The sequence below is a fragment of the Candidatus Manganitrophaceae bacterium genome (assembly GCA_012960925.1).
Lineage (GTDB): Bacteria > Nitrospirota > Nitrospiria > SBBL01 > JAADHI01 > DUAG01.
In genome coordinates, this window is sequence record DUAG01000019.1 from 120,724 (window position 1) to 145,579 (window position 24,856).

Annotated in this window: 40 protein-coding genes and 4 tRNA genes; 42 read left to right on the forward strand and 2 right to left on the reverse strand. The window is 47.9% G+C overall.

The genetic code is table 11. The annotated features are described in order from the left end of the window. Positions 1-2 precede the first annotated feature (2 nt). From EYQ01_03180 to EYQ01_03200, 5 genes are read left to right on the forward strand one after another with little or no spacing between them, the layout of a single operon-like run. On the forward strand, positions 3-692 hold the full coding sequence (locus EYQ01_03180) for a hypothetical protein (GenBank protein HIE64819.1): 690 nt from the start codon (positions 3-5) through the stop codon (positions 690-692). Further along, the gene (locus EYQ01_03185; protein ID HIE64820.1) at positions 658-1,590 is read left to right on the forward strand and encodes an ABC transporter ATP-binding protein; all 933 of its coding nucleotides are present in this window, start codon (positions 658-660) and stop codon (positions 1,588-1,590) included. The genes EYQ01_03180 and EYQ01_03185 overlap by 35 nt, the downstream gene beginning before the upstream one ends. After that, a complete protein-coding gene (locus EYQ01_03190) occupies positions 1,587-2,354 on the forward strand; it encodes a hypothetical protein (GenBank protein HIE64821.1) in 768 nt (255 codons plus the stop codon). Before EYQ01_03185 ends, EYQ01_03190 begins: the two co-directional genes overlap by 4 nt. 17 nt (positions 2,355-2,371) lie before the next feature. After that, positions 2,372-3,010, forward strand: a complete 639-nt coding sequence (locus tag EYQ01_03195) for a hypothetical protein (GenBank protein ID HIE64822.1) — start codon at positions 2,372-2,374, stop codon at positions 3,008-3,010. Between the two features lie 2 nt (positions 3,011-3,012). Continuing rightward, on the forward strand, positions 3,013-3,192 hold the full coding sequence (locus EYQ01_03200; protein HIE64823.1) for a hypothetical protein: 180 nt from the start codon (positions 3,013-3,015) through the stop codon (positions 3,190-3,192). 11 nt (positions 3,193-3,203) lie between these two features. Here EYQ01_03200 and EYQ01_03205 read toward each other — a convergent pair whose 3' ends face one another. Then, the gene (locus tag EYQ01_03205; GenBank protein ID HIE64824.1) at positions 3,204-3,974 is read right to left on the reverse strand and encodes a hypothetical protein; all 771 of its coding nucleotides are present in this window, start codon (positions 3,972-3,974) and stop codon (positions 3,204-3,206) included. Positions 3,975-4,314: 340 nt separating this feature from the next. On the opposite strand from EYQ01_03205, the gene EYQ01_03210 reads away from it, so the two are divergent. The 36 genes from EYQ01_03210 to EYQ01_03385 all read left to right on the forward strand — a co-directional run bounded on the left by EYQ01_03210 (position 4,315) and on the right by EYQ01_03385 (position 22,403). After that, positions 4,315-4,390, forward strand: a tRNA-Thr gene (locus EYQ01_03210). A gap of 199 nt (positions 4,391-4,589) precedes the next feature. Then, a tRNA-Tyr gene (locus tag EYQ01_03215) sits at positions 4,590-4,675 on the forward strand. Positions 4,676-4,764: 89 nt separating this feature from the next. Continuing rightward, a tRNA-Gly gene (locus tag EYQ01_03220) sits at positions 4,765-4,840 on the forward strand. A gap of 73 nt (positions 4,841-4,913) precedes the next feature. Beyond that, positions 4,914-4,989 (forward strand) — tRNA-Thr (locus EYQ01_03225). A 58-nt stretch (positions 4,990-5,047) separates the two neighbouring features. Further along, positions 5,048-6,238, forward strand: a complete 1,191-nt coding sequence (tuf, locus tag EYQ01_03230) for an elongation factor Tu (protein ID HIE64825.1) — start codon at positions 5,048-5,050, stop codon at positions 6,236-6,238. Between the two features lie 46 nt (positions 6,239-6,284). Next, a complete protein-coding gene (gene rpsJ, locus EYQ01_03235) occupies positions 6,285-6,590 on the forward strand; it encodes a 30S ribosomal protein S10 (protein ID HIE64826.1) in 306 nt (101 codons plus the stop codon). Between the two features lie 15 nt (positions 6,591-6,605). Further along, positions 6,606-7,274, forward strand: a complete 669-nt coding sequence (locus EYQ01_03240) for a 50S ribosomal protein L3 (GenBank protein ID HIE64827.1) — start codon at positions 6,606-6,608, stop codon at positions 7,272-7,274. A 42-nt stretch (positions 7,275-7,316) separates the two neighbouring features. Next, entirely contained in the window at positions 7,317-7,955 is a 639-nt protein-coding gene (rplD, locus tag EYQ01_03245; GenBank protein HIE64828.1) for a 50S ribosomal protein L4, read from the forward strand. Next, positions 7,942-8,226 carry a 50S ribosomal protein L23 gene (locus EYQ01_03250; protein ID HIE64829.1) on the forward strand — a complete coding sequence of 95 codons (285 nt, stop codon included), beginning with the start codon at positions 7,942-7,944 and terminating at the stop codon, positions 8,224-8,226. The genes rplD and EYQ01_03250 overlap by 14 nt, the downstream gene beginning before the upstream one ends. Before the next feature lie 38 nt (positions 8,227-8,264). Next, a complete protein-coding gene (gene rplB, locus EYQ01_03255; GenBank protein ID HIE64830.1) occupies positions 8,265-9,095 on the forward strand; it encodes a 50S ribosomal protein L2 in 831 nt (276 codons plus the stop codon). A gap of 42 nt (positions 9,096-9,137) precedes the next feature. After that, positions 9,138-9,425 carry a 30S ribosomal protein S19 gene (rpsS, locus tag EYQ01_03260; protein ID HIE64831.1) on the forward strand — a complete coding sequence of 96 codons (288 nt, stop codon included), beginning with the start codon at positions 9,138-9,140 and terminating at the stop codon, positions 9,423-9,425. 69 nt (positions 9,426-9,494) lie between these two features. Then, complete coding sequence (locus EYQ01_03265) at positions 9,495-10,160, forward strand: 50S ribosomal protein L22 (protein ID HIE64832.1); 666 nt, start codon at positions 9,495-9,497, stop codon at positions 10,158-10,160. Next, on the forward strand, positions 10,160-10,834 hold the full coding sequence (gene rpsC, locus EYQ01_03270; GenBank protein HIE64833.1) for a 30S ribosomal protein S3: 675 nt from the start codon (positions 10,160-10,162) through the stop codon (positions 10,832-10,834). Before EYQ01_03265 ends, rpsC begins: the two co-directional genes overlap by 1 nt. Next, positions 10,834-11,247 carry a 50S ribosomal protein L16 gene (gene rplP / locus EYQ01_03275; GenBank protein ID HIE64834.1) on the forward strand — a complete coding sequence of 138 codons (414 nt, stop codon included), beginning with the start codon at positions 10,834-10,836 and terminating at the stop codon, positions 11,245-11,247. The genes rpsC and rplP overlap by 1 nt, the downstream gene beginning before the upstream one ends. Further along, on the forward strand, positions 11,248-11,442 hold the full coding sequence (locus EYQ01_03280) for a 50S ribosomal protein L29 (GenBank protein HIE64835.1): 195 nt from the start codon (positions 11,248-11,250) through the stop codon (positions 11,440-11,442). Positions 11,443-11,487: 45 nt separating this feature from the next. Then, positions 11,488-11,739, forward strand: coding sequence for a 30S ribosomal protein S17 (rpsQ, locus tag EYQ01_03285; protein HIE64836.1), 252 nt, complete (start codon positions 11,488-11,490; stop codon positions 11,737-11,739). A 65-nt stretch (positions 11,740-11,804) separates the two neighbouring features. Beyond that, positions 11,805-12,173: a 50S ribosomal protein L14 gene (gene rplN, locus EYQ01_03290; protein ID HIE64837.1), complete on the forward strand. Its 369-nt coding sequence runs from the start codon at positions 11,805-11,807 to the stop codon at positions 12,171-12,173. A gap of 64 nt (positions 12,174-12,237) precedes the next feature. Next, complete coding sequence (locus EYQ01_03295; GenBank protein HIE64838.1) at positions 12,238-12,582, forward strand: 50S ribosomal protein L24; 345 nt, start codon at positions 12,238-12,240, stop codon at positions 12,580-12,582. 44 nt (positions 12,583-12,626) lie between these two features. Further along, entirely contained in the window at positions 12,627-13,205 is a 579-nt protein-coding gene (rplE, locus tag EYQ01_03300) for a 50S ribosomal protein L5 (GenBank protein HIE64839.1), read from the forward strand. Beyond that, positions 13,198-13,383 carry a type Z 30S ribosomal protein S14 gene (locus EYQ01_03305; protein ID HIE64840.1) on the forward strand — a complete coding sequence of 62 codons (186 nt, stop codon included), beginning with the start codon at positions 13,198-13,200 and terminating at the stop codon, positions 13,381-13,383. Before rplE ends, EYQ01_03305 begins: the two co-directional genes overlap by 8 nt. A gap of 101 nt (positions 13,384-13,484) precedes the next feature. Continuing rightward, a complete protein-coding gene (gene rpsH / locus EYQ01_03310) occupies positions 13,485-13,880 on the forward strand; it encodes a 30S ribosomal protein S8 (GenBank protein HIE64841.1) in 396 nt (131 codons plus the stop codon). Between the two features lie 16 nt (positions 13,881-13,896). Next, the gene (locus EYQ01_03315) at positions 13,897-14,433 is read left to right on the forward strand and encodes a 50S ribosomal protein L6 (protein HIE64842.1); all 537 of its coding nucleotides are present in this window, start codon (positions 13,897-13,899) and stop codon (positions 14,431-14,433) included. Positions 14,434-14,442: 9 nt separating this feature from the next. Beyond that, a complete protein-coding gene (locus tag EYQ01_03320; GenBank protein HIE64843.1) occupies positions 14,443-14,820 on the forward strand; it encodes a 50S ribosomal protein L18 in 378 nt (125 codons plus the stop codon). A 48-nt stretch (positions 14,821-14,868) separates the two neighbouring features. Beyond that, entirely contained in the window at positions 14,869-15,366 is a 498-nt protein-coding gene (locus EYQ01_03325; protein HIE64844.1) for a 30S ribosomal protein S5, read from the forward strand. A 6-nt stretch (positions 15,367-15,372) separates the two neighbouring features. Continuing rightward, positions 15,373-15,558, forward strand: a complete 186-nt coding sequence (gene rpmD, locus EYQ01_03330) for a 50S ribosomal protein L30 (protein ID HIE64845.1) — start codon at positions 15,373-15,375, stop codon at positions 15,556-15,558. Then, a complete protein-coding gene (locus tag EYQ01_03335; GenBank protein ID HIE64846.1) occupies positions 15,555-15,998 on the forward strand; it encodes a 50S ribosomal protein L15 in 444 nt (147 codons plus the stop codon). The genes rpmD and EYQ01_03335 overlap by 4 nt, the downstream gene beginning before the upstream one ends. A gap of 9 nt (positions 15,999-16,007) precedes the next feature. Next, on the forward strand, positions 16,008-17,321 hold the full coding sequence (secY, locus tag EYQ01_03340; GenBank protein ID HIE64847.1) for a preprotein translocase subunit SecY: 1,314 nt from the start codon (positions 16,008-16,010) through the stop codon (positions 17,319-17,321). A gap of 24 nt (positions 17,322-17,345) precedes the next feature. Then, positions 17,346-17,990, forward strand: coding sequence for an adenylate kinase (locus tag EYQ01_03345; protein ID HIE64848.1), 645 nt, complete (start codon positions 17,346-17,348; stop codon positions 17,988-17,990). A gap of 63 nt (positions 17,991-18,053) precedes the next feature. Beyond that, positions 18,054-18,800, forward strand: coding sequence for a type I methionyl aminopeptidase (gene map, locus EYQ01_03350; protein HIE64849.1), 747 nt, complete (start codon positions 18,054-18,056; stop codon positions 18,798-18,800). A gap of 38 nt (positions 18,801-18,838) precedes the next feature. Beyond that, entirely contained in the window at positions 18,839-19,066 is a 228-nt protein-coding gene (infA, locus tag EYQ01_03355; protein ID HIE64850.1) for a translation initiation factor IF-1, read from the forward strand. 35 nt (positions 19,067-19,101) lie between these two features. Continuing rightward, positions 19,102-19,215: a 50S ribosomal protein L36 gene (gene rpmJ / locus EYQ01_03360; GenBank protein HIE64851.1), complete on the forward strand. Its 114-nt coding sequence runs from the start codon at positions 19,102-19,104 to the stop codon at positions 19,213-19,215. An 18-nt stretch (positions 19,216-19,233) separates the two neighbouring features. Next, the gene (gene rpsM, locus EYQ01_03365; protein ID HIE64852.1) at positions 19,234-19,605 is read left to right on the forward strand and encodes a 30S ribosomal protein S13; all 372 of its coding nucleotides are present in this window, start codon (positions 19,234-19,236) and stop codon (positions 19,603-19,605) included. Positions 19,606-19,720: 115 nt separating this feature from the next. After that, on the forward strand, positions 19,721-20,107 hold the full coding sequence (gene rpsK, locus EYQ01_03370; GenBank protein ID HIE64853.1) for a 30S ribosomal protein S11: 387 nt from the start codon (positions 19,721-19,723) through the stop codon (positions 20,105-20,107). 53 nt (positions 20,108-20,160) lie between these two features. Beyond that, positions 20,161-20,787, forward strand: a complete 627-nt coding sequence (gene rpsD, locus EYQ01_03375; GenBank protein HIE64854.1) for a 30S ribosomal protein S4 — start codon at positions 20,161-20,163, stop codon at positions 20,785-20,787. Between the two features lie 73 nt (positions 20,788-20,860). Beyond that, positions 20,861-21,844: a DNA-directed RNA polymerase subunit alpha gene (locus tag EYQ01_03380; protein HIE64855.1), complete on the forward strand. Its 984-nt coding sequence runs from the start codon at positions 20,861-20,863 to the stop codon at positions 21,842-21,844. 43 nt (positions 21,845-21,887) lie between these two features. Beyond that, complete coding sequence (locus EYQ01_03385; protein HIE64856.1) at positions 21,888-22,403, forward strand: 50S ribosomal protein L17; 516 nt, start codon at positions 21,888-21,890, stop codon at positions 22,401-22,403. Between the two features lie 208 nt (positions 22,404-22,611). Here EYQ01_03385 and EYQ01_03390 read toward each other — a convergent pair whose 3' ends face one another. Beyond that, entirely contained in the window at positions 22,612-23,352 is a 741-nt protein-coding gene (locus tag EYQ01_03390) for a hypothetical protein (GenBank protein ID HIE64857.1), read from the reverse strand. A gap of 381 nt (positions 23,353-23,733) precedes the next feature. Between EYQ01_03390 and EYQ01_03395 the strand changes: the two genes are divergently transcribed. Continuing rightward, on the forward strand, positions 23,734-24,567 hold the full coding sequence (locus EYQ01_03395) for a hypothetical protein (GenBank protein HIE64858.1): 834 nt from the start codon (positions 23,734-23,736) through the stop codon (positions 24,565-24,567). The last annotated feature ends 289 nt before the right edge of the window (positions 24,568-24,856 follow it).

A 24,856-nucleotide genomic window follows, 5' to 3' on the forward strand; every position in this document is an offset into this window, starting at 1 on the left:
TCATGAAAAGATCTCTTCTCATTGTTTTTGTTGTGATTACATTGTTCTTCGGCCAGGCACAGCTCCAAAAAAAACTGGCGCAGTTTAAGCCGGTCGAACAGGAATCGCTTCTTTATCTCCCTTCCGGGAAATATCTAAAACTCCTGGTATTGGGTTATGATCAGGTGCTGGCCGATCTGCTTTGGATTAAAACAATTGATTACTTCGGTGATCACTATGTGACGGATAAGGAGTACCCCTGGCTCCATCATATCCTGAACCTGATCATTGACCTTGATCCTCTTTTTGATTTCCCGTATTTTTTTGGGGGGATTGTTTTGTCTCTTGAGGCCTCTCAGGTGGATCGGGCAAATCAAATATTGGAAAGAGGGATAGAGGCCTACCCGGAGAAGTGGCAATTCCCGTTCTACATCGGATTTAACTATTATTATCATCAGAAAGATGCAGAGAAGGCTGCTCCGTATATTGAAAAGGCATCCTCCCTCCCGGGATCGCCGGCTTATCTAAAGTCTTTGGCCGGGGGACTTTATGCGAAAATAAATAAAAACGAGGCGGCGCTTCGGTTTTACCGGGAGGCATATCGAAACGCGACGGATGAGCTTGTCAAGGAGCATATCGAAAAAAAAATAAAGCGTATTCTTTCAGGAATAGACAATTATGATACCGGCGATACAGATACGACATCTGACTAAGCGTTTTCGAAGCGGTTTTTGGATGAAAAAGTCGACGGCCCTGAGCGACCTAAACCTGGAAATCGAGTGTGGGACGACTTTTGGATTTCTGGGCCCAAACGGGGCAGGAAAAACAACGACAATGAAGCTGCTGATCGGGGTCCTTCATCCGACCTCGGGCGAGGCCTTCCTCTTTGGGAAGTCGATCCGGGAGATTGCCGTGAAGAGGGAAATCGGCTATCTCCCGGAAAGCCCCTATTTCTACGATTATCTGACCGGCTCAGAATTCCTCCATTTTTACGGGCAGCTCTTTGGGATGGGATCAAGGGAACGGAAAGAAAAGATCGAAATGCTCTTTGAACTGGTCAAACTGAAAGGCTCAGAGCAGATTCAGCTTCGCCGCTACTCGAAGGGAATGCTCCAGAGGATTGGCTTGGCGCAAGCCCTGATCAACGATCCGAAGCTTGTCATATTGGACGAGCCGATGTCGGGCCTCGACCCGATGGGGCGAAAGGATGTCCGTGACATCATTCTTCGTCTGAAGGAAGAGGGGAAGACCGTCTTTTTCAGCACACATGTTCTTTCGGACGCGGAGATGATCTGCGACCAGGTGGGAATTATTGTTAAAGGACAGCTTCGAAATGTCGGGCGTCTGGAAGAGATGCTGAATCCAAAGGTGAAATCTGTAGAGGTCTGTGTGAGAGGACTCCCTGAGGGAAGGATCCATGCCCTCGACCCCTTGTCGAAGTCGATCACCACCAAAGGCGAAGAGAGTTTGATTTTACTCCAGGATGAGGAGGTCCTGCCACAACTCATTCAATGGGCAGAACGGGAGGGAGGAAAGATTGTCTCGATCGTTCCGAGACGGGAAACCCTTGAAGACATCTTTATAGAAGAGATGAGGGGGGAAGGTCCATGAACGCCGTCAAGGCCATCGCGGTAAACACCTTTAGGGAGGCGATCCGAAACAAGATCCTGTACAGCCTTATATTCTTTGCCCTCTTGATGATGGGTGGCTCTCTTGTTCTCGATCAGGCGACTGTTGGCCAGCGGAGTAAGATTATCAAGGACATGGGCCTTGCCAGCATTAACCTCTTTGGCGTGATGATCGCGATTGTCGTCGGGATCGGTCTTGTCTCTAAAGAGATCGAAAAGCGGACCATCTACACGCTCCTGGCAAAACCGGTCCACAGGGCTCAATTCTTAATCGGAAAATATTTGGGCATTGTCTTGACCCTTGGAGTGGAGACCCTCTTGATGACGTTTTTTTTCTTTCTTCTGGTCTGGTTGTATGAGGGAGTGATCGACCTTGTTCTGCTGAAGGCGATTTTCCTGATCTTCATTGAAATTTCGGTTGTTGCGGCAGTTGCCATCTTTTTTTCTACTTTTTCAACTCCATTTCTCAGTGGGATGTTTACTTTTTCGATTTATGTGATTGGCCATTTGACCGAGGATTTAAATCGGATCGGCAGCCTTTCAGGGAATTTCGCCTTGGAGAAGTTGACCGTCTTCTTCTATTATCTTCTGCCCAATCTGGAAAACTTTAATATCAAAGGAGAGGTGGTTCACCATCTCCCACTTCTGCCTGGAAAAATCCTTTTGAGCGCTTCTTATGGGCTGCTCTATATTTTATTCTTGTTGCTTGCTTCCTCGGCATTCTTTCAAAGGCGGGATTTCAAATGAGTTTGAATGGTGGACGAATGAAGCTTATCAGGACGATTGCGCTTTGTGTTGTCCTGTTCTTCTCTTTGATCTATGTAAAGGTCTTCCTTTCCTCACGGTATGAATTTAAAGAAGCCAGCATTGCCGATGCGAAGGGAAACATCCGGGATGCGATCATGCATTATGAACGGGCCATCCTCTGGTATCTTCCGGTGGGAGGATATGTTGAACGTTCAGCCGAGCGGCTCTGGGAGATCGGAAGAGATCTCGAAGAGACCGACATGAAACTCGCATTGATCGCGTACCGATCTCTTCGCAGTGCTTTTTACGCAACACGAAGTTTCTATACCCCGGGTCGTTCGTGGATTGATCGGACGGATGAAAAAATTGCTGACCTGATGGCCTTAGCCCCTCCGTCCTCTGAGAAGAGTAAAAAAATGAGTCAAGCCGAACGACGGGATGAGGCCCTGACTATTTTGAAGCGTCCGATGCGGCCCTATGTAGGTTGGTCCATCCTTTTGGAAATCGGCTTCTGGGGGTGGATTACAGGAACGCTCCTTTTTATCTTCAGGGCCTTTAATACGGAACATCAGTGGAATATGAGAAGAGGGGTTTTTTGGGGAGGGATCGCGATCTTCTTTTATGCCCTCTGGATCATCGGGATGATGAAGGCTTAGAAATGAAACTTCTCTATCTGTTTATGGTGATTGTCGGGATTGCAGGGATCGGCCTCGGTTTCTGGGGGCAACACTCCCTGAAGCGTCCTTATGATAGTTTGAGCGCTCTGATGCTCCCGTTCAGCCTGGTGCTTGGCCTTCTGGGCGTCCTGCTTCTGTGCATCCCCCTCTTCTTTGGTTGATTTCCTTCTTTCTAAAACCCAACATTAAAGCGTAGAGTATAAAGCGTGATCTTGCTGAAATCGGCCTCAGCCACGATGTTGATGATGGGTAATGGGGAAATCTTTACGCCGACAAATGGTTTTGGAAGCGTGGTGTTTGACTCTAAATTTAAAGGAGCGGGAAGATCGACTATTTTACTTTTGATCCACACCTGCCCATAACCAATGTAAGGGGTGAGGAAAAGAAAGCCCTTGCTGATAGAGATGTCTGCCCCGGCGGTTTCCAGATCCAGATTGTTAACACCTAATAGCCTTGTATATGAAGCTCTGACGGCGATTGAGGGGAGGAGCGTATTTCCTTTAATGAAGGCCCACTTGATTGCTCCACCGGCCATCTCAATGTTTGAATTTGGCACTCGCGCATAAACAGCGCTAACATCGATTCCGAATGGTAGCCCTTTTTGAACGTGAATTTTAGGAAGTGGAATCTGGCTGGGGGCGCCCGGAGCGATCACCTTCCAATAGGGACTGTCCTGTTTGATATCGACCGCTGTGACTTCAACCCCAATGTCGAAACCGAGGATCCCAAGGGGTTCAGCCGGGGAAAGGGGGAGATAGCTGACGGCAAGGCCGATCTCCTCACTAAAGTCCTCGAATCCTCCCTGGATCAGCAAGTTGAGGTTGTTCGTCACGGCTGAGTTTATATCAAGGTCAGCATTAAATGCTGACGTCGAAGGGGCATTTGTAAAAAGCACGATCCCGAGACCGGCCCAGAAAAAAATTTTTCTTATGCGTACTGACATAACGACCTCCTCATTAAATAAAAACAATAAGCTATTTCGTTAGGGTTGAAATACAGTTGATCATTCCGGGATAAATGCCCCGGTGTTCTTAAGGGGGAATTCCAGGAGGGACGAACGAAGGGAACAAATCCCCAAGATCCTGCGCTCCTGACTCATCAGTAAAAAACATTTAAAATCTACTTGACAGTATAAAATACAGAGACTATAATCAGTAGTTTCCCTTGGTATGCCTGTTTTTTTCTCACTCCATCGGGGTGTTTCTCTATTCGTCTCCTAAGTATGAGGTCTTGAACACAAACGCTTATTATTACATAGGTTTATGTTTTTGTAAAGGTTGCTGGCTGGCGTAGCTCAGTTGGTAGAGCAGCTGATTTGTAATCAGCAGGTCGGGGGTTCAACTCCCTTCGCCAGCTCCGATTATTCTCTGTTGTGTAACGATTTAGCCTGCCCATGTTTTTCTCCAGGGCGAGGCGTGAAGAGCGCAGAACCACAGCGTATAGTGTTGCTATGCGAGGATTCGAGTGCCACAGCATCGCTGCGATGGAGGAATAGGTCTCGCGAAGCCAAAGAGGGGCAGGCTGAGTTGTTACTGGTTTTGGAAGGTTTTCTCCGACTGGGGAGGTACCCGAGTGGACAAAGGGAACAGACTGTAAATCTGTCGCCTATGGGCTTCGGAGGTTCGAATCCTCCTCTCCCCACCAGGGGCATCTTTTTTTGATAAGTTGTCCCCTTGTTGTGTTTTTTTCAATCAAGGGGTTGGAAGCCGGGCTTACTTGAGAAGAAGTTCGATGCGGGAATAGCTCAGTTGGTAGAGCGCTAGCCTTCCAAGCTGGATGTCGCGGGTTCGAATCCCGTTTCCCGCTCCAGGTATGTAGTTCGTATTGTCGGAATTTGGAGTGGTCAGGCTTCGTTCTGTCATTAACCGGGAAGAGCAGCGTTGCCCTTGTAGCTCAGTTGGTAGAGCACATCCTTGGTAAGGATGAGGTCACCGGTTCAATTCCGGTCGAGGGCTCCAAGTGTTTTAATTGCATGGATTAGATTGTTTTGTGGACGGAAGAAGGAGGAGCGAATAGATGGCGAAGGCTAAATTTGAGCGAACGAAGCCTCATATTAATATCGGGACGATCGGGCATGTGGATCATGGGAAGACGACACTGACCTCAGCGATCACGAAGGTCCTGGCAGCGAAGGGTGGCGCGGAGTACCTGGCGTATGACTCGATAGACAAGGCCCCTGAAGAGCGAGATCGAGGGATCACCATCGCGATTGCCCATGTGGAGTATGAGACGGACAATCGGCACTATGCGCATGTAGACTGTCCCGGGCACGCGGACTACGTGAAGAACATGATCACGGGGGCGGCGCAAATGGACGGGGCGGTGCTGGTCGTCTCTGCAGCAGACGGGCCGATGCCCCAGACACGGGAGCATATCCTACTGGCGCGGCAGGTTGGGGTTCCGTATATCGTTGTCTACATGAACAAAGCAGACCAGGTGGACGACAAAGAATTGCTGGAGCTGGTGGAATTGGAAGTCCGGGATTTGTTGTCGAAGTATGAATTTCCGGGAGATGACATCCCGATCGTGGTCGGGTCCGCTTTGAAAGCCCTGGAAGGGGACAAAGGGGAAATGGGAGAAGAGTCGATCGCGAAATTAATGGAAGCCGTCGACAGCTACATCCCCACGCCGAAGCGGGAGATCGACAAGCCCTTTATCATGCCGATCGAAGACGTATTTTCAATCAGCGGACGCGGGACCGTCGTGACGGGGCGGATCGAAAAAGGCATCGTGAAAGTTGGAGATGAGATCGAGATCGTCGGGGTGAAAGAAACCCGGAAGACCATCGTGACCGGGGTTGAGATGTTCCGTAAGATATTGGATGAGGGGCAGGCGGGAGACAACGTTGGGATCTTGCTTCGAGGAACAAAGAAGGAAGAAGTAGAGCGGGGGATGGTCTTGGCGGCACCGAAAACCATCACGCCGCACACGGTCTTCAAGGCGGAAGCCTATATCCTGACAAAAGATGAAGGCGGACGCCACACCCCGTTTTTTAACGGATACCGGCCTCAGTTTTACCTTCGGACAACGGATGTGACAGGGGTTTCGAAGTTGGCGGAAGGCGTTGAGATGGTGATGCCTGGAGATAACGTCACGATGGAAGTGGAATTGATCATGCCGATCGCGATGCAGGAAGGATTGCGTTTTGCGATACGGGAAGGCGGACGGACGGTTGGTGCCGGTGTCATCACTCAGATCATTAAGTAGAAATTCGATTGTCTATGGGGAAGTTCGTTAGAAAAGGTGGGTGTTTGTGAGTCAGAAGATACGAGTTCGTTTGAAGGCATATGATTACCGTCTCCTTGATCAATCGGTTGGCGAGATTGTCGAGACGGTGAAAAGAACGGGTGCGAAGATTGCGGGTCCAATTCCTCTGCCGACGAAAATCGCAAAATATACAGTTCTTAAATCGCCTCATGTTGATAAAAAATCAAGAGAGCAGTTTGAGATACGCACGCATAAACGCTTGATTGACATATTGGAACCGACCCCTGACACCGTTGATGCGCTGATGAAGCTGAATCTTTCGGCGGGTGTCAATGTGGAGATCAAACTTTAAAGGGAAGATGTAACAATGGTTAACGGATTAATCGCACATAAATTGGGCATGACTCAAGTCTACTCTGAGGCAGGCCGCTTGGTTCCGGTTACAGTGCTGGAGGTTGGACCGTGTAAGGTTGTTCAGTTGAAGACCGCCGAAAAAGAAGGGTATGCAGGGGCGCAACTTTCGTTTGATGAGGTGAAAGAGCACCGTGTCACGAAGCCATCCCGAGGACATTATAAAAAGGCGGGTGTTCAGCCTTCTCGGATTTTGAGGGAATTTGGCGGGGACATGAGCGGATTGAGTGTAGGTCAGACCCTTACTGCGGAAATTTTTGAAAAAGGGGAATATGTAGATATCACCGGAGTTTCCAAGGGAAAAGGCTTCCAGGGTGTCATGAAGAGACACAATTATCGAGGTGGGCCGGCGAGTCATGGTTCGATGTTTCATCGTTCTACGGGATCTGTCGGACAGTGTGCCTCTCCGTCGCGGGTTTGGAAAAATAAAGGTATGCCGGGACAAATGGGGAATAAGCGTGTGACAACGCAGGGTTTAGAGGTGGTCGAGGTCCGTGTTGCAGAAAACCTTGTTTTTGTGAGGGGATCCGTCCCCGGAGGAAGCAAGGGGGTGGTCATGATACGCAAGTCGGTCAAGGGGAAGGTAAAGAAAGAGGTTGTTGTCAGGGGCGGCAAGAAAAAATAAGAGTTACGTTAACAGGAATGGATCTTTAGATTAGGACGTGTAATGCCGGAAGTAGAGATTAAGAATCATCATAATAAGAAGACAGGATCGATGCCTTTGGATGATCGTGTTTTCGGCGGTAAGGTTTCGAAGCCACTCCTACATGAAGCGGTGCAGTTGCATCTTGCTTCGAGACGGCAGGGGACGGCCGCGACAAAAACAAAAGGTCTGATCCGTGGTGGAGGAAGAAAGCCATGGAAGCAGAAAGGAACGGGGCGCGCACGAGCCGGGTCTAATCGATCTCCACTCTGGCGGGGAGGTGGGACTGTTTTTGGGCCAAGACCCCGAAGCTATGCCTACTCGATGCCAAAAAAGAAGGCAAGGGCGGCCCTTTATTCAGCGCTGGCCTCTAAGGTGCAGGAGGAAGGCCTTGTCGTTCTGGAGGAGTTTATCTTTACAGAAGCAAAAACACGGACCATGGCGCTTCTTCTTAAGAAGCTTGACTTGAGTGGAAGGATTCTGGTGCTTACTTCTCAAAAGCAGGACGATCTCAATCGAATGATTGGAAATCTTCCCAATGTCCACCTGCTGGAAGTTCGTCAACTGAATGTTTATGACCTCATCCTGGCCGATACGCTTCTGACAACGCAGCGCGATATTTCCAGGCTGGTCGAGGTATGGGGGACCCATGAATCCGCATGATCTTATTGTTCGCCCTCTTTTAACAGAAAAGAGTACCTCGTTACGGGAGAATTACAATAAAGTGTGCTTTGTTGTGCGCCGTGAAGCAAACAGAAGAGAGGTGAAGCAGGCGATTGAAGCGATCTTGAACGTCAAGGTCGACAAGGTTCACATTATTAATATGATTGGGAAGACGAAGCGTCTCAATCGTTTTGTTGGAAAGCGGCGTGACTGGAAAAAAGCGATCGTTACTTTAAAGAAAGGTGAGAAGCTTGATCTTTTCGAGGGATAGATTTCTCATTCGACAAGAAAAGATGAGCGCGTAATAAAATGGGCGTAAAAAAATATAAACCGACCTCTCCGGGGCGTCGTGCGGCGATGGGATTGACTTTCGACGAGATTACAAAGTCGAGGCCCGAGAAGAGTCTCCTTCGAGCAGTCCATTCCTCTGGTGGAAGAAACAACCGGGGAAAGATGACGATCCGCCATCGAGGTGGAGGGCATAAGCGCGCATATCGTATCATCGATTTCAAACGGGATAAGTTTGGAATTCCGGCCAGGGTTGCAGCGATTGAGTATGACCCTAACCGCTCCGCGCGGATTGCTCTTTTGTTTTATGTTGATGGTGAAAAGCGATATATTATTGCGCCTGTTGGCTTGAAGGTGGATGATCGTGTTACCTCCGGCCCGGACGCGGAGATTAAGGTTGGGTGTGCCCTTCCTCTTGAGAATATCCCAGTGGGGAGCACTATCCATAATTTAGAGCTTAAGAAGGGAAAAGGGGGCCAGTTGATTCGGGGTGCTGGAACTTCAGCTCAGTTGATGGCAAAGGAAAAACCCTTTGCGAATATCCGGATGAAATCCGGTGAAATTCGCTTGATTCGTCTGGACTGTATGGCCACACTCGGCCAGGTGGGAAATATTGATCACGGGAACTATTCTTACGGAAAAGCTGGAAGGCGAAGGTGGTTGGGGCGGCGTCCCCATGTTCGGGGGGTAGCGATGAACCCTGTCGATCATCCGCATGGTGGAGGAGAAGGGAAGGCGGGTCAAGGAAACCCGCATCCGGTTTCACCATGGGGGCAACTTGCAAAAGGGTTTAAAACCCGCCGGAGAAAAGAGACCGACAAGTTTATTGTTCGTAAGCGTAAGAGGAAGTAGCCTGCGTCGTTGAAGGCTGACTGCATCAACTAGGGGAAGGCAATGCCGAGATCATTAAAAAAGGGGCCGTTTGTGGATGAACATTTGGCCAAGAAGGTTTCCAAGATGAATGCGTCCAATGACCGAAAGATCATTAAGACCTGGTCGAGGCGTTCTACGATTATTCCGGAAATGATCGGACATACGATGGCGGTTCATAACGGGAAGAAGTTTATCCCCGTGTATATCACTGAAAATATGGTAGGCCATAAATTGGGAGAGTTTTCCCCGACCCGATTCTTTAAAGGCCATGGGCATGCTAGGACAGAGAAAGCAAGCGCCTTAAAGTAACTTTCCGAAGTGGGCTCCTATCGTCTTTTTGGATCTAATGTTCTGTTTTGGATAGAGTGAGTTAGAAGCATGGAAGCAAAAGTAATTCTAAGGTATATTCGTATTGCGCCTAGAAAGGCGAGACTCGTGGCCGACTTGGTTCGCGGGAAGAATGCTGAGGAAGCGTTTACGATATTAAAGTTTACGCCAAGGCGGGGTGCGATGATCATCGAGAAGATCTTAAAGTCTGCCGTCGCGAATGCATCTCAAAAAGAAATGGGAGATGTCGATACCCTTAAGATTTCTAGGGTCTTTGTTGACTGCGGGCCGACGATGAAGAGGATGCGGCCGAGAGCGATGGGGCGGGCGAATACGATTTTGAAGAGGACCAGTCACATCACGCTGGTTCTCTCTGGAGAAGAGGCGGCGAAAAAGGATCGAAAGGCCACTTCTGCGCCGGTGAAACAGAAAAAAACGGCTCCTGTTAAAAAAACGGCAACTTCCCGGAAAAGTCCAGCTTCCGGGAAAAAGGCTGCTCCGAAAAAAGATACTATATCCAAGAAAGAGGTTGCCTCTAAAAAGGGGAGTGATTCTGGAAAGGGCGGTGTATCTAAAAAAGCGCCTGCTTCAAAAAAAGTGGTTTCCCCTAAAAAAGAGACGGCTACTAAAAAGCCAGTGGTTTCTAAAAAGGAAGCGCCTCCTAAGAAGGCGCTTCCTAAGAAAAAGAAAGACGCAGATTCTCAAAAGGAGAAGTAATGGGACAGAAAGTCCATCCTTACGGATTTAGGTTGGGGTATATCAAGACGTGGAGTTCCAGGTGGTACGCTGAGAAGGACTACTCCAAGCTTCTTCATGAAGACCTGGGGATTCGGAAGATTGTCAAGAAAAAGCTTTTTCATGCAGGGATTGCCCGTATTGAAATTGAGCGTTCGGGGAATCAAATCAAGTTGACGCTTCATACGGCACGGCCAGGCATTATTATTGGTCGAAAGGGTGCCGAGGTCGACAAGCTTAAGGTTGAACTGGAGGCAATGGCCAAAAACCAGGTCTATATCAGTATTAAAGAGATAAAAAAGCCGGAATTGGATGCCCAGTTGGTTGCCGAGAATATTGCGATGCAATTACAAAAGCGGATTGCGTACCGTCGGGCGATGAAAAAAGCGGTGGCCTCCGCCATGCGTCTGGGTGCCCAGGGGATTAAGGTGCGCTGTGCGGGGCGACTGGGAGGTGCTGAAATTGCGCGATCAGAATGGTATCGGGAGGGGCGAGTTCCTCTGCATACCCTCAGGGCAGATATTGACTATGGCGTGGCGGAGTCGGCAACCACCATGGGGCGGATAGGCGTAAAGACCTGGATCTATCGGGGCGAGATCCTTCCCGGGGTGGAGCGGGAAGAGACGGCGATGCCTGGAAGAGGAGATAGGAGATAATGCTTTCCCCGAAGAAAGTAAAATTCAGAAAAAAAATGAAGGGTCGGATGACCGGTAAGGCTTATCGAGGTTCGAGCTTGAGTTTTGGTGAGTTTGGTCTGAAAGCCCTGGAACCGGGTTGGGTGACGGCCAGGCAGATCGAGGCGGCGAGAATCGCGATGACGCGATACGTCAAACGTGGTGGAAAGATCTGGATTCGTGTTTTCCCCGATAAACCGATTACAAAGAAGCCGGCTGAAACGCGTATGGGGAAAGGGAAGGGGGCTCCTGAGTATTGGGTTTCTGTTGTCAAGCCGGGCTGTATCCTCTATGAGATGGATGGTGTGTCTTCAGAGGTAGCGAAAGGGGCTTTTCGTTTGGCGGCATACAAGCTTCCGATTGCGACAAAATTTGTTTCTCGCGAGGATCAGTAAGTGGATACGAAAGAGCTAAGGGATCTCACGAAAGAAGATCTGATCGAGAGGGAAAAGGATCTGCGAAAGGAATTGTTCAATCTTCGTTTTCAAGCGGTTTCAGGGCACGTTGAAAACCCATGCAGAATCAGAGAAGTCCGTAGAGATATTGCGAGGGTGATTACCTTTTCCCGGATGCTGCAGGAGGAAGGGTAATTCTCTGGATGTGCCTCTCCGTATAATGGATTCAAAGGGATCAGAATGCTGAAAAAGAGAAAAGAGTTTGTTGGAAGGGTGGTCAGTGACAAGATGGACAAGACCGTGGTGGTCGCGATCGATCGTATTGTCAAGGAACCCCGTTATAAGAAATATATCAAGAGAACTACGAAATTAAAGGCACATGACGAAAAAAATGACTGTCATGTTGGTGATCAGGTAAAACTCATTGAGACCCGTCCGTTGAGTGCGGGAAAAAAATGGGTTGTCCTTGAAGTCTTGGTGCGCGCTACATAAAGGCATGTTTTGTTGTCCAGGCGGTGTAGTCAGATTGATCTTCTCTCAAGAATTGGGTATTTGAAATGATACAGATCTATAGCATGCTTGATGTGGCAGATAACTCGGGGGCGAAGAGGCTGATGTGCTTCCATGTTCTGGGGGGGTCCAGAAAACGTTATGCGGCGATAGGAGACATCGTTGTCGCGACGGTTAAGGTAGCGATTCCAAAGGCAAATGTTAAAACGGGTGATGTCGTCAAGGCGGTGATTGTACGGACGAGGAAGGGCCTCCGCAGAGAAGATGGTTCCTATATCAAGTTTGACCGTAATGCCGCGGTCTTGATTAATCCGCAGGGTGAGCCGATTGGGACCCGTATTTTTGGACCGGTTGCCCGGGAACTTCGACGGAAAAAGTTTACAAAGATTGTTTCACTTGCTCCTGAGGTTATTTAGGGGGTAGGACCCGGTTCCAGGCTTAGATCTTTGGGGCTAAGCGATATTTAAGGAGAGAAGTCGGATGAAGGTTGCGGCAGTTGTGAGAACGAAGATCAGGAAGGGCGATCTCGTTCGTGTCACATCAGGGAAAGAGAAGGGGAAAGAAGGGAAGGTTCTCGGCGTACTATATGATAAAGAATCCGTTGTTGTTGAAAGGTTGAATCTTTTAAAAAAACATGTCCGGCCGAACCAGCAGAACTCCCAGGGAGGGATCATTGAAAAAGAAGGGCGGATCCATCTCTCTAATGTGATGTTACTTTGTGGAAATTGTAATAAGCCGGCGCGTGTGGGAATGAAGCGGCTGGAAGACGGGAAGAAGATGAGGACCTGCCGTCGTTGCGGAGAGGTTCTGGATAAAGAGGTGTAGGCTGGATCTGTACTGGGGAGTTGTTTTAATAAAGAGATGGGATTATGGCAAAAACAGTTCAAGTCGAGGCTCTGATTGATCGTTATCGTGGGGAAATTCACCCGGCGATGATGAAGGAATTTCAGTATGCCAATAAAATGCAGGTTCCGAAAGTCAAAAAGGTTGTCCTCAATGTGGGTATGGGGCTGGCGATTACCAATTCAAAATTACTGGACGCTGCAGTGAGTGAGTTGGGGATCATTACGGGTCAGAGACCGGTGATCACAAAGGCGAAGAAGTCGATTGCCGGCTTCAAGATTCGAGCTGGAATGCCGATTGGATGCAAGGTGACCTTGCGCAGATCAAGGATGTATGAGTTCCTTGAGCGCCTTTTGTATGCGGCCTTGCCTCGGATTCGGGATTTTAGGGGTATTTCATTCAAGGCATTTGATGGGAAAGGGAATTATGCCTTGGGGATCAGGGAGCAGTTGATCTTTCCTGAAATTAATTATGATGATGTCTCCGCAATCCATGGTATGGATATTATTATCGTGACCACGGCGACAAATGACAAGGAAGGAAAAGCGCTTTTAAAAGGGCTCGGTTTTCCCTTCCGAAAGACGAAAGAGGAAAAAGGTGGCTAAGAAATCTCTCATTGCGAAGGCGTTGAGAACGCCCAAGTTTGGTGTAAGAAAGTACCATCGGTGTCTGGTTTGCGGTCGGGTTCGGGGTTATCTGCGGAAATTTTCAATGTGTCGAATTTGTTTCCGTATGCTCAGCCTTAAAGGAGAGATTCCGGGCGTTACCAAGTCGAGTTGGTAGTTTTGTGTAGCATTTCTATGGCGCTCAACTTGTTGAGTGGGAAGGACTCCAAATTTCAGAGTTTTGGAATATGGGTGATATTTTAGTCTCGGAGTAATGTAATGACCGATCCAATAGCAGATATGTTGACTCGAATCCGTAATGCGAAGCAGCGGAAACATGAAATTGTGTATATCCCCCTTTCTAAGCAAAAGGTGGAGATCGCCCGGATTCTAAAAGAAGAAGGCTTTATCCGGGCCTATAAGGTGATGGCCGGTGATCCGGGAAAAGGTGAAATAAGGGTACTTCTTAAGTACAGCGGGAAACAGGAATCTGTGATTACCGATTTGAAGCGGGTCAGTACCCCGGGGCGAAGGGTTTATGTTGGGCAGGCAGCCATCCCCTATGTTAAGAGGGGCTTGGGTATTGCGATCCTTTCGACCTCGAAGGGGATGATGACAGATCGTGCGTCGCGGCGTGTCAGGTTGGGAGGAGAGATCCTCTGTTATGTCTGGTAATATACGGGAGTAATCGATGTCTCGGGTAGGTGAAAAAAAGATTCCGATTCCAAGCGGCGTCACGGTAAAGGTGGATGCGGGCATGGTTCATGTCAAGGGTCCAAAGGGAGAGGCCAAAACCGCAATTCGCCTTGATTCAAAAGTGGCGATTGAGGAGGGTTGTGTGCTTGTTTCCCGATGTTCCGATGAGCCTCGGCATAAGGCCCTTCATGGTCTATCCAGAAGTGAAATAAATAATATGGTTCAAGGGGTTTCTGTAGGCTTTGAGAAGGTGCTTGAAATCAAAGGGGTCGGCTACCGTGTCGCCCTCAAGGGAAAGGTTTTGAACTTCAGCCTGGGCTATTCTCATCCGGTTTACTATGATCTCCCGAAAGGGATTGATGCCGTGGTGGAAAAACAGACAACCTTAACGATTAAAGGGATCGATAAATATATGGTCGGTCAAGTTGCAGCAAACATCCGTGCCTTAAGAAAGCCTGAACCCTATAAGGGCAAAGGAATAAGATACCGTGGCGAAAAAATCCTCCGGAAGGAAGGAAAGACAGGGAAGTAGGGACGATTCATGGAAATCACATCAAAAGAAAAGAGGTTGGCAAGAGAGAGACGGCATCGTCGCGTTCGGCGGAAAATCGTGGGGACGGCTGACCGTCCGAGGCTTTCTGTCTATCGAAGTTTGAATCAGATTTATGCCCAAATTGTTGATGATCATTCCGGGAAAACCCTGGTTGCTTCTTCCAGCTTGGAAAAAGGGGGGAAAGGACGGGGGGAAACAAGGGACGGCGGGAAAATTGAAGTTGCTAAGGGAGTCGGGACCCAACTGGCAATACTTGCGAAAAAGGCCAATATTGAGAGTGTGGTTTTTGACCGGGGTGGCTATATTTATCATGGTCGGATTAAGGCGCTCGCCGATTCAGCCAGAGAGGGTGGCTTGGTTTTTTGATGTGTACTAGGGCAGAGATGTGTTGGAGGTGTTGGGAGGAGGTTGTGATTGGAGAGAATTAGTCCAGAGGGTCTAACACTGAAGGACAAGGTCGTCTTCATTAATCGCTGTGCAAAGGTGGTTAAGGGGGGGAAGCGGTTTTCTTTCTCTGCCATAGTCGTTGTTGGCGATGGGGCGGGACATGTCGGGGCGGGGAAGGGAAAGGCTTCAGAAGTTCCTGAGGCGATCCGCAAGGCCATAGAAGATGCAAAAAAGAATTTGATTCGTGTTCCTTTGAAGAATTCCACGATCCCTTTTGAGGTGATCGGTCGGTTTGGCGCGGAAAGAGTTATGTTGAAGCCGGCATCTGACGGGACCGGGATTATTGCAGGAGGGGCTGTTCGGGCCGTGATGGAAATGGCAGGGGTATCGAATATTTTGAGCAAGTGCCTTGGGGGAGGAAATCCGGTCAATGTGGTCAGTGCGACGATAAATGGGTTTACTCAACTGAAAGATCCTGCGGATATCATGAAATTAAGGCGGATGGATGCATCTGTCCCGGAGTAAGTGATCGTGTCGAAGAAACTAGAGATTACATTGCGAAGAAGTTTTATTGGCCGGCCTGGAAAGCATAAGCGGGTTGTTGCCGGGCTTGGCCTTCGAAGGATGCACCAGACGGTCGTCCGAGAAGATACGCCACAAATACGGGGGATGGTGGAGAAGATCTCTCATCTCTTGGATGTGAAGGAGATTTCTTGAAGATATCTGATTTGGCTCCGGCAAAGGGGGCAAAGAAGAAGGAAAAGCGGATAGGCCGCGGGCCCGGTTCGGGCCATGGCAAGACATCGGGCAAGGGGCATAAAGGCCAGGCCGCCCGATCAGGAGGAACCAAAGGTCCCGGTTTCGAGGGAGGCCAGCAGCCTCTGATTCGTCGGGTTCCCAAGCGTGGTTTTACAAATATTTTCCGGAAAGAATACACCATCATCAATCTGGAAAGGTTGGATCGCTTTGAGCCGGACGCGATTGTAGATCCGCAGGCACTTCAAGCGGCAGGTTTGATTAAGAAAGCCAAAGAGAAGATTAAGGTGCTGGCCGGTGGGGATCTTCGTAAACCGCTCGTAATTTCTGCGCATAAGTTTAGCCGGGAGGCTGCAAAAAAGATTCAGGATGCCGGTGGGCGGACTGAGATTATTTCTTAGGGGATCGGGTTGCTCGAACGTTTTTTTACCAGTTTAAAGAATGTTGTCAGGATTGAGGAACTAAGGCAGCGGATTGCTTTCACCGCGATGATGCTGATTGTTTATCGTATGGGCGGGCATATCCCGACGCCTGGCATAAACAATGAAGAGTTGAGTAATTTTCTGACGGATAGAGGAGGCGCGTTAATGGGCTTCCTCGATATGTTTTCAGGAGGTGGGCTCTCCCGTTTGACCATCTTTGCCCTGGGAATCATGCCGTACATCTCTGCTTCGATTATTCTTCAACTCCTGACCGTCGTTATCCCAACGCTTTCTAAGCTTGCAAAAGAGGGGGAGAGCGGGAGGAAGAAGATCACGCAGTATACCCGGTTTGCAACGATTGGTATCGGTTTGGTTCAGGCCATCGGGATAGCGATTGGACTGGAAGGGATGGAGCAGGGGAGATTCGTTCAGAATCCTGGATGGGCCTTCAGGTTGATGACGATGATTACGATTACGGCAGGAACCGCATTTCTGATGTGGCTGGGCGAACAGATTACGGAAAGAGGGATAGGGAACGGCATCTCTTTAATCATTTTTGCCGGGATTGTTGTTCGAATGCCGACTGCGGTATTTAATACCTTTCAACTCTTCCAGGCAGGGCAGATCAGCTTTATTTTCCTGGTGCTTCTTGCTGTGATGATGGTGGGTCTTGTTGTTGCGATCGTTTTTCTAGAAAGTGGGCGGAGGAAGGTCTCCGTCCAATATGCGAAAAGAGTGGTGGGCCGAAAGATTTACGGCGGGCAGAGCACGCATATTCCATTGAAAATCAATACCGCGGGCGTTATCCCTCCGATCTTTGCCTCTTCTATTATTGCCTTTCCAGCGACGATTGCAGGTTTTGTCGCGGTTCCCTGGGTTCAGGCGATCGGGAGAAATCTCTCGCCCGGAACTCTTTTTTATACGCTCGTTTATGCACTTCTTATTATATTTTTTGCTTTCTTTTATACCGCCGTTGTTCTGAATCCGGTGGATATGGCCGATAATATGAAAAAATATGGTGGTTTTATTCCTGGGATACGCCCAGGCCAAAGAACGTCGGATTACATCTACAAGGTACTAACGCGGATTACGTTTGCCGGGGCCGTCTATCTTGCAATTGTCGCGGTGACTCCTGAAATCATGATCTATCGATTTAACGTCCCTTTTGCGTTTGGCGGAACATCTCTCCTGATCGTCATCGGCGTGGGAATGGATACGGCTCAGCAGATTGAAACGCATATGCTGACGCGCAATTATGAAGGATTTATGAAAAAAGGGAAGTTGAAGGGCCGGGGTTTTTAAGAGAATTTTTTCGAAGGATGTTGTATGCGTCTTCTTTTTCTGGGAGCGCCGGGTGTCGGCAAAGGGACACAGGCGGAAGTTTTGTCCAAACGGTATACCGTTCCCCATATCGCGATGGGGGACATTATTCGGGAGGCAATGCGAAAGGAGACGTCTGTTGGTCTGGAGGCAAAAGCCTATGTTGAAAAAGGTCAACTTGTTCCCGATGAGGTTATCATAAAGGTGATCCGTGAACGCCTCAAAGAGGAGGATGCCCGGAAGGGCTACATCCTTGACGGTTTCCCAAGGACGATCAGGCAGGGAGAGGCTCTAACCGAAATCCTCGACCAGGCAGATGAAAAGATCGACCATGTCGTTAACTTTTATGTTGATGAAGAGACCCTGATAAAACGAATCTCAGGGCGGCGGAGTTGCCCTTCCTGCGGCAAGGCTTACCACTTGGTTTATCGCCCACCAATGCATGAAGGTCAGTGCGATTGTGGTACAGGCTTAATGCAGAGGAAGGATGATAGCCCCGAGACAGTTAAATCCCGATTGGGCGTCTACAAGAATGAAACCGCACCCCTTATCGAGTATTATAAAAAAAGGGGAGATCTTCAGAATATTGAGGCCAGTGGAACGATTTCGGAGATCTCAAAAAGTGTGTGGAGTGTGATTGAGTCTGTTTGATGCTGGAGGGGGAAACCCTCTGATGGAGACCAATAAAGGTTGAGTTCGACCCTTGAACGATCAATGATTATTTTAAAATCGAAAGAAGAAGTGGCCAAGATGGCATCCGCCTGCCAGATCGTTGCGGAGTCTTTAGAGGCATTAAAGGCCTATATTGAGCCTGGCATGACGACAAAGGAACTTGATGGTTTTGTTGAACAGAGAATACGTGAGCGGGGCGGGATTCCAGCGTTCAAGGGCTATCGGGATTATCCCGCGACGCTTTGTATCTCAATAAATGAGGAAGTTGTTCACGGAATTCCCTCTGATAGAAAAATTAAAGAAGGAGATATTGTCGGCATGGACCTCGGGGCGATTTATGATGGTTTTTATGGTGACTCTGCCATTACTGTTCCCGTCGGTGAAGTGGGTGAGAAAGTGGAACGACTCATTCGTGTGACACGAGAATCACTCTATGCCGGAATTGATCAGATGAAAGAGGGCGGGCGTTTATCAGATATATCACATGCGGTACAGACGCATGTTGAAGCGGCGGGTTATTCTGTGGTCAGAGATTTTGTCGGTCATGGCATCGGCCGTTCATTGCATGAAGAGCCGCAGGTTCCGAACTTCGGGCCGAAAGGCCGCGGTCCCAGGCTCCGTGAGGGGATGGTCCTGGCCATTGAGCCTATGGTCAATATGGGTGAAAGCGGGGTGGAAGTACTGGAAGACCGCTGGACGGCGGTTACTGCAGATGGAAGTCTATCCGCCCATTTTGAACATACTATCGCGGTGACCAAAGAAGGTCCCGTAATTTTAAGTAAGGTCTAAAAGTATTCGATCACGTTCCATCGGGTTAATTATATTTTATGGCGAAAGAAGAAAGTATTGAGGTACAGGGGACGATTATTGAGACCCTTCCTAACGCGATGTTTAAAGTCGAACTTGAAAACGGCTACCGCGTTCTTGCCCATATTTCCGGTAAGATGAGGATGCACTATATCAAAATCATGCCTGGTGATGCGGTGACCATAGAACTTTCACCCTACGATTTAACAAGGGGACGGATTACGTATAGAGAGCGGCGTAAGCGGTAAATAGTTGCAATTTTTTTTAGGGAAATGAGGTTGAAATGAAAGTGCGTTCATCAGTAAAGCCCATTTGTGTGAAATGTAAAGTTATCAAGAGAAAAGGGATAATCCGTGTCATTTGCGAGAATCCTCGACATAAGCAACGGCAGGGCTAACTTTAATGGAGAAGGTTCATGGCTCGAATAGCAGGGGTTGATTTACCGCGAGATAAGCGGGTCGAAATAGGTTTAACGTATATACAAGGGATTGGTCGACCCTCTTCTAAAAAGATATTGAAAAAACTTTCTATCGACCATGATACCCGGGTTAAAGATTTAAGTGAAGATGAGAGTATCCGTCTGCGTGAAGTCATTGAAAATGACTATCAGGTTGAAGGAGATCTCAGGCGCGAAGTTTCTATGAACATCAAGCGCTTGATGGATATTGGCTGTTATCGAGGGATTCGGCATCGGAGGGGTTTGCCTGTACGAGGTCAGCATACCCGGAACAATGCACGCACGAGAAAAGGTCGTCGTAAGCAAGCTGTAGGGAGAAAGAAGAAGTAATATAAATATTCAGAACACTCATTTCTTCTCCATGGTGGGTTGCGGAGATGCTCGGATCCTTACAAAGTAAGGCCCATTCAATATGAATTTATGCATAAATTAAGGAAAGGCTGTTATGGCTACGAAGAAAGGATCTAAGAAAAAAGAGAAGCGTCATATTCAAACGGGTGTCGCTCATATCCAGGCAACGTTTAACAATACTCTGGTCACCATTACGGACATGAGTGGCAATGTCCTTGTCTGGGGGAGTGCCGGAAGTCTTGGTTTTAAAGGATCGCGTAAGAGTACTCCTTTTGCCGCACAGCGGGCAGCCGAAGTTGTTGCAAAGAAGGCGATGGAACATGGGATGAAACAGGTCGATGTTTTCGTGAAGGGTCCTGGTTCGGGAAGGGAATCGGCTATACGCGCGCTGCAGTCTGCCGGGCTGAAGGTCAATCTCATAAGAGATGTAACTCCGATTCCTCATAATGGATGCCGTCCTCCGAAAAGGAGAAGGGTGTAGGACTCTTGAGACACGAAGAAGGGTCATGATTTTAATGAAGTGGAGGTATTTTCTTGGCTAGATATATTGGTCCTGCCTGTAGGCTTTGCCGACGCGAAGGGACGAAGCTCTTTTTGAAAGGGAGCCGCTGTTTGACAGAAAAGTGTGCGATTGACCGAAGAAGTTATCCCCCGGGGCAGCATGGACAGGGCCGACAACGGTTTTCTGAGTATAGCCTTCAGCTTCGTGAGAAACAGAAATTAAAGCGAATTTATGGTTTGTTGGAACGTCAATTCAGACAGTATTTCCATAGAGCGGACCAACGAAAAGGTGTTACGGGTGAAAACCTGTTGGTAATGCTGGAGTCCAGGCTTGATAATGTTGCCTATCGTCTGGGTTTCGCCGCCTCGAGGAAGCAAAGTCGAATGTTGGTACGCCAGAATCATTTTTACGTCAATGGAAATCCCGTCAACATTCCGTCTTTTCTCCTGGACATCAACGATGTGGTTGAGGTGAGAGAGAAGAGCAGAGAGATCCTTCCGATCAAAGATGCGCTGGAAGGGGCGGGTGCGCGGAATGTTCCGTCATGGCTGGATTTGGACAAGGCACATTTCAAGGGAACGATAAAGGCCCGGCCGAGCAAAGATGAGATTGCACTTCCTGTAAATGAACAACTTGTTGTTGAGCTTTATTCGAGATAATTATTAAAAATAAAAGCAGCCTGAAAGATTGATGATAACAAGGTTGCTTCCACGGAAAATGGGCGAGGCACTTATGACAATTAGTACACAAGATTTTCAAATACCAAAAAAGCTTGAAATTGAAAAGAAAACGCTTTCCAATACCTATGGAAAGTTTTACGCGGAGCCCTTTGAGCGTGGTTTTGGGAATACCATTGGAAACTCCTTGAGGCGTGTCCTCCTTTCATCCATTGAAGGGTCTGCCGTCACTTCAGTAAAGATTGAGGGTGTGCTTCATGAGTTTTCGACCATTCCGGGGGTCAAGGAAGATGTGACCGATATTATTCTAAACATCAAGAATCTTCGTTTGAAACTCCATGCGAGAGAGTCAAAGGTCATCCATTTGAAGAAAAAGGGCCCTGGCCCTGTACTCGCCAAAGATATCGTGCATGATGCGGACATTGAGATTCTGACTCCCGACCTCCATATCGCAACCTTGGACAAGGATGGAAAGATTGACATGGCATTGGTTGTTAAGAATGGACGGGGCTATGTTGCTTCTGAAAGAAACAAAGAGGAGGGAGCTGCGATTGGGGTGATTCCCATTGACGCGATTTTTTCCCCAATTCGTAAGGTGAATTTCTCAGTAGAAAATGCCCGTGTTGGGCGTGTGACCGACTATGACAAGCTCATTCTTGAGATAGAAACAGATGGGAGTCTTCGGCCTGATGATGTCCTTGGTCATGCGGCGCAGATCCTGAAAGAACATTTGGGTCTGTTTGTTAATTTTGACGATCCAGTGGAGACCGAGGAGCCAAAGAGAGATGAAGGGAAGAATTATAATAAGAACCTTTCCCGGAGTGTTCACGAGCTGGAACTTTCCGTTCGTGCGGCCAATTGTCTGAAAAATGCCAGTATCCGAACGATTGCTGACTTGGTACAGCGAAGTGAGCCGGATATGTTAAAAACAAAGAATTTTGGAAGAAAGTCTCTGAATGAGATCAAAGAGATCTTACATGAGATGGGATTGTCTCTTGGAATGGAGGTAGAAGAGGAGATCTCCTCTGAAGGGAAATAACCCGTTAAATATTCTATTTTAGGTTTTTGAGAAGGGGAATAAAATGCGCCATCGTATGGCCGGTCGCAAATTGGGACGAAATGGTTCTCATCGGAGAGCGCTTTATCGAAATCTCGTGACCTCTTTTCTTCGTCACGAACGGATAGAGACGACAGAAGCAAAGGGGAAAGAGATTCGCGCGATTGCTGATCGAATGATTACCTTGGGGAAAAAGGGAGATCTTCATTCCAGGAGACTGGCCAACGCTTATCTTATGAGTCGGGGGGTCGTCTCTGCCCTTTTTGAAGACATCGCACCACGATTTTCAGAAAGGAATGGGGGATATACTCGGCTGATCAAGACAAGAATCCGATATGGGGATAGGGCTCCGATGGTCATTTTGGAATTGACGGAGACAGAGGCAACGCTTCCGCAAGTTTCGGAAAAAGAAGAAAAGCTTAAAAAGGAAAAAGAGGCAAAAGACAAGAAGGAAAAGTCCTCAGAGTCAAAGAAAGAAAAATCTTCAACACCAAAGGCTTCTAATAAGAAAGAAGAGTCTACCTCAGGAAAAAATAAATAATCTGCCTTATATCACACCGCGAATAAATGCAAGCTCATCCCATCCCTGAAATGCAAGTCTGAGATCGTTCAAGTCGAGAGTCAGGGCGTTGTCCTTGTGTTCTCCTCTGTTCCAGAGAATATTTTAAAATTGGGTATAACCAGGAAGGGCCCTTTTTCCATAACAGTGGAGAAAGGGCCCTTCCTGGTTAGGCAATCCTGCCTGGATCTTATTTTACAAAGACGGGTGGCGTGATAATCAGGTTGGTCAGGTTTTTCGACTTGGCCGAACCTTTCAATTTGGCCTCAATCGCTTCGAGCAGGTATTTTGTTGTATAGCCGACTTTATATTTTTCTGGATCCCCGGCAAGCCACTTCCTTGTCATATCATCGTGTACCTGGAATTTTCGTTTGATTGTCAATTTTACTCTGGTGACGGTCGGTGCAGCAGAGGCTTCTTCTTCCCCCTTTACAACCTTACTATCGGCAGGTTTGCCTGGCTTATCCGAAGTCTTGGCATCGGCCTTGGAAGCAGAGGCGACCTTTGCCTTGGCTTTAGGGAGTTCAACCTCTATTCTCTGGATCCTTAACTTGTAGGAATCCCGAAAGTCCAGTTCAACCACGGGGGGCTTGGCTGAGAATATCTTGAAGTAACGAAAGACTTTGGTTTTGATCCTTCCCTTTTTTTTCTTAACCTTCATCTTGCCATGGGGATGGACCGCCAACCCCTTATCTTCCATCACCGCAATCATCGCATCCCAAATGCGGTCATAATCTTCAGTGAAAATCTTTTCAAGGGTGGGAATCGCCTTGGCCTTCTTAAGACCTTTTGTTGCTTCACTGCAAATCCAGGATGTTTTAATCCAGCGACAGATCGTTAGAGGCTTCTTCGTCTTTGCCTCAACGGGTTGAGCGTATAGAAGACCCAATGCCATCGGTAAAGAAATGAGCATAATAACAAGTTTTTTCATTTCCTCCTCCAGAATGAGAACGGTTTTTTCACATATATCTAACTTTTTTTCACCTAAGCTGTCAAGGAAAATCGGTTTTCCTTCCTTACAGGAAGGCTTCAATACTCTCTGAACTTGGTCCAGCTGTCTTTGAAATTTGCGGCATAGAAGGAATTACTTTGTCCTTTGTGTAATCCATATTTATTTTCTAAGGGGCTTGACAGCAGGGATAAGATCCGGTACAGTACATATATTGATATTGAGTATCATAATCGTATGTATTAAGAATGAACGGCTGGCGGTCATTTAGTCGAGAACCCATAAGCCCACGGTGATTTAGTCCATGCCGTGGACTTGTTTGTGGAATCAGGGCCACGCACCGGGATTCAAGAGGAGGCGGGAATGCTGACTATTAAGTATTCTACAGAAGGTAAGGTTGGATATCCGGCATATTTAAAACTGACTGAAATGGTGAAAGATCCTGTAGATCTTCTGAAGGTTGCTTCGAAGTTGGGTGTTTCTCCTTCAACAATCAGGAAGATTATTGAAAGACGTCCAATTTCTAGGTATATCGAAGTGAAGGTTCATTCTGTATTCAGGTCTGATCCTCACCTGTCTTCTGAACCAGAAAAACCTTCGGTGATTGACAAAATGATAGAAGTGAACCGACTTTATCTGGAATTGGAAACCTTGAGAGCAGTCGGAGAGAAAGTCGGACTCAGCCGGGAGCGGGTCAGACAACTTCTAACCAAAGGGTCCGCGATGGGATTGTTTAACTATCGGCCTGTTAAAAGGTTTGCAATCCCGAAGGAGAAAATCCTCAGTGATTATAAGAAGTTTTTAAAGTTAAATGTGGTTGCCAAAGTGAATAATATTTCCCTCCCCTACCTGCAAAAGTTGAGAATCGCCTACAAAATAAAAGGGCAAGAACTTGCCGATGTCCGGGCCGCCTCCTGGAGGGCACAATGTATTGAAACGTATCATTGCCTTGCTCAGGAACTTGGGCATTATCCGACGACGACAGAACTCCAGAGGATGAGAGAGGGGAGATACCTTCAGGTAAAGATACGGAAGCTGTGGGGATCGTTTTCGTCTTTTCTAAAGGCTCTTAAATTCCCGAACCCGAGTTATAAATCGACACGGGTTGTGATCTCTGCAAATCAGAGATTGGCCTCAAAGAATGAGGATCAAAGGGAAAAAATTCTTCAAAAGGTTGTCGGTCTTTCAAACCGCTAGAGGGTTAATTGATTTCCCTTTGGCGGAATTCCCCGGCTTCCGTCCCCCGGAGGCCGGGGAATTTTTTAAAAATCTACTAAAAGTCTACCGCCAGCACAATCACTCATTCTTCCAGGGCACGTATTTTCAATTCTGACTGCCGTCAATCAAAATAGAATTTCGTTAAGGAGGTCAAGATGTTATTTCGCATTCGGTTGCTGTTCTTTGCCCTGTGGTAATCCTCCCTAAATATAAAGGTGCTCAGAAGTAGAATTTTCCAATATAGTAATTTAGGAGGAGAATCTACGAT

What these genes read in the sequence shown, in the direction of transcription:
- EYQ01_03265 (HIE64832.1), top strand. Translation starts at nt 9,495, where the DNA reads ATGGAAGCAAAAGTAATTCTAAGGTATATTCGTATTGCGCCTAGAAAG.
- EYQ01_03190 (HIE64821.1), top strand. Translation starts at nt 1,587, where the DNA reads ATGAACGCCGTCAAGGCCATCGCGGTAAACACCTTTAGGGAGGCGATC.
- EYQ01_03380 (HIE64855.1), top strand. Translation starts at nt 20,861, where the DNA reads ATGACAATTAGTACACAAGATTTTCAAATACCAAAAAAGCTTGAAATT.
- EYQ01_03345 (HIE64848.1), top strand. Translation starts at nt 17,346, where the DNA reads ATGCGTCTTCTTTTTCTGGGAGCGCCGGGTGTCGGCAAAGGGACACAG.
- EYQ01_03315 (HIE64842.1), top strand. Translation starts at nt 13,897, where the DNA reads ATGTCTCGGGTAGGTGAAAAAAAGATTCCGATTCCAAGCGGCGTCACG.
- EYQ01_03385 (HIE64856.1), top strand. Translation starts at nt 21,888, where the DNA reads ATGCGCCATCGTATGGCCGGTCGCAAATTGGGACGAAATGGTTCTCAT.
- infA (HIE64850.1), top strand. Translation starts at nt 18,839, where the DNA reads ATGGCGAAAGAAGAAAGTATTGAGGTACAGGGGACGATTATTGAGACC.
- rpsH (HIE64841.1), top strand. Translation starts at nt 13,485, where the DNA reads ATGACCGATCCAATAGCAGATATGTTGACTCGAATCCGTAATGCGAAG.
- map (HIE64849.1), top strand. Translation starts at nt 18,054, where the DNA reads ATGATTATTTTAAAATCGAAAGAAGAAGTGGCCAAGATGGCATCCGCC.
- rpsM (HIE64852.1), top strand. Translation starts at nt 19,234, where the DNA reads ATGGCTCGAATAGCAGGGGTTGATTTACCGCGAGATAAGCGGGTCGAA.
- EYQ01_03195 (HIE64822.1), top strand. Translation starts at nt 2,372, where the DNA reads ATGAAGCTTATCAGGACGATTGCGCTTTGTGTTGTCCTGTTCTTCTCT.
- rpsS (HIE64831.1), top strand. Translation starts at nt 9,138, where the DNA reads ATGCCGAGATCATTAAAAAAGGGGCCGTTTGTGGATGAACATTTGGCC.
- rplE (HIE64839.1), top strand. Translation starts at nt 12,627, where the DNA reads ATGGCAAAAACAGTTCAAGTCGAGGCTCTGATTGATCGTTATCGTGGG.
- EYQ01_03250 (HIE64829.1), top strand. Translation starts at nt 7,942, where the DNA reads ATGAATCCGCATGATCTTATTGTTCGCCCTCTTTTAACAGAAAAGAGT.
- EYQ01_03205 (HIE64824.1), bottom strand. Translation starts at nt 3,974, where the DNA reads ATGTCAGTACGCATAAGAAAAATTTTTTTCTGGGCCGGTCTCGGGATC.
- rplB (HIE64830.1), top strand. Translation starts at nt 8,265, where the DNA reads ATGGGCGTAAAAAAATATAAACCGACCTCTCCGGGGCGTCGTGCGGCG.
- rpsQ (HIE64836.1), top strand. Translation starts at nt 11,488, where the DNA reads ATGCTGAAAAAGAGAAAAGAGTTTGTTGGAAGGGTGGTCAGTGACAAG.
- rpsK (HIE64853.1), top strand. Translation starts at nt 19,721, where the DNA reads ATGGCTACGAAGAAAGGATCTAAGAAAAAAGAGAAGCGTCATATTCAA.
- EYQ01_03200 (HIE64823.1), top strand. Translation starts at nt 3,013, where the DNA reads ATGAAACTTCTCTATCTGTTTATGGTGATTGTCGGGATTGCAGGGATC.
- EYQ01_03180 (HIE64819.1), top strand. Translation starts at nt 3, where the DNA reads ATGAAAAGATCTCTTCTCATTGTTTTTGTTGTGATTACATTGTTCTTC.
- rplD (HIE64828.1), top strand. Translation starts at nt 7,317, where the DNA reads ATGCCGGAAGTAGAGATTAAGAATCATCATAATAAGAAGACAGGATCG.
- EYQ01_03295 (HIE64838.1), top strand. Translation starts at nt 12,238, where the DNA reads ATGAAGGTTGCGGCAGTTGTGAGAACGAAGATCAGGAAGGGCGATCTC.
- rpsC (HIE64833.1), top strand. Translation starts at nt 10,160, where the DNA reads ATGGGACAGAAAGTCCATCCTTACGGATTTAGGTTGGGGTATATCAAG.
- EYQ01_03185 (HIE64820.1), top strand. Translation starts at nt 658, where the DNA reads ATGATACCGGCGATACAGATACGACATCTGACTAAGCGTTTTCGAAGC.
- rpmJ (HIE64851.1), top strand. Translation starts at nt 19,102, where the DNA reads ATGAAAGTGCGTTCATCAGTAAAGCCCATTTGTGTGAAATGTAAAGTT.
- EYQ01_03240 (HIE64827.1), top strand. Translation starts at nt 6,606, where the DNA reads ATGGTTAACGGATTAATCGCACATAAATTGGGCATGACTCAAGTCTAC.
- rplP (HIE64834.1), top strand. Translation starts at nt 10,834, where the DNA reads ATGCTTTCCCCGAAGAAAGTAAAATTCAGAAAAAAAATGAAGGGTCGG.
- EYQ01_03395 (HIE64858.1), top strand. Translation starts at nt 23,734, where the DNA reads ATGCTGACTATTAAGTATTCTACAGAAGGTAAGGTTGGATATCCGGCA.
- tuf (HIE64825.1), top strand. Translation starts at nt 5,048, where the DNA reads ATGGCGAAGGCTAAATTTGAGCGAACGAAGCCTCATATTAATATCGGG.
- EYQ01_03390 (HIE64857.1), bottom strand. Translation starts at nt 23,352, where the DNA reads ATGAAAAAACTTGTTATTATGCTCATTTCTTTACCGATGGCATTGGGT.
- EYQ01_03320 (HIE64843.1), top strand. Translation starts at nt 14,443, where the DNA reads ATGGAAATCACATCAAAAGAAAAGAGGTTGGCAAGAGAGAGACGGCAT.
- rplN (HIE64837.1), top strand. Translation starts at nt 11,805, where the DNA reads ATGATACAGATCTATAGCATGCTTGATGTGGCAGATAACTCGGGGGCG.